1 protein-coding gene is annotated in these 571 nt (G+C 68.3%); it reads left to right on the top strand.

What is annotated here, in order from left to right:
* A partial coding sequence (locus ACFWJO_RS38030; RefSeq protein ID WP_386872717.1) for an FtsK/SpoIIIE domain-containing protein occupies nucleotides 1–571 on the top strand: 571 nt, incomplete at both ends.

Genomic DNA, 571 nt, shown 5'->3' with positions numbered 1-571 from the left:
CCAGGAGGTCGTGGCCCTCGGCGACGTCCTGCGCTCGCAGGCCGCCCAGCGCACCGACCACCCGATGGTGATGGGCGTCGGCAAGGACGTGGAGGGCGGCTACGTGGTGGCCAACCTCGCGAAGATGCCCCACATGCTCGTGGCGGGCGCCACCGGCGCCGGCAAGTCCTCGTTCGTGAATTCGATGATCACCTCGATCCTCATGCGCTCCACCCCGGACGAGGTGCGCATGGTGATGGTGGACCCCAAGCGCGTCGAGCTCACCGCGTACGAGGGCGTGCCCCACCTGGTCACCCCGATCATCACGAGCCCGAAGAAGGCGGCCGAGGCGCTGCAGTGGGTCGTCAAGGAGATGGACACCCGCTACGACGACCTCGCGGCGTTCGGCTACAAGCACGTGGACGACTTCAACAAGGCCGTCCGGGCCGGCCAGGTGAAGCTGCCGCCGGACTCCAAGCGCGTGCTGCGCCCATACCCGTACCTGTTGGTCATCGTGGATGAGCTCGCGGACCTGATGATGGTCGCCCCGCGCGACGTCGAGGACGCGATCGTGCGCATCACCCAGCTGGCC

The sequence above is a fragment of the Streptomyces sp. NPDC127092 genome, from assembly GCF_042722475.1.
Lineage (GTDB): Bacteria > Actinomycetota > Actinomycetes > Streptomycetales > Streptomycetaceae > Streptomyces.
This window is presented reverse-complemented; position numbering and strand designations above follow the sequence as displayed.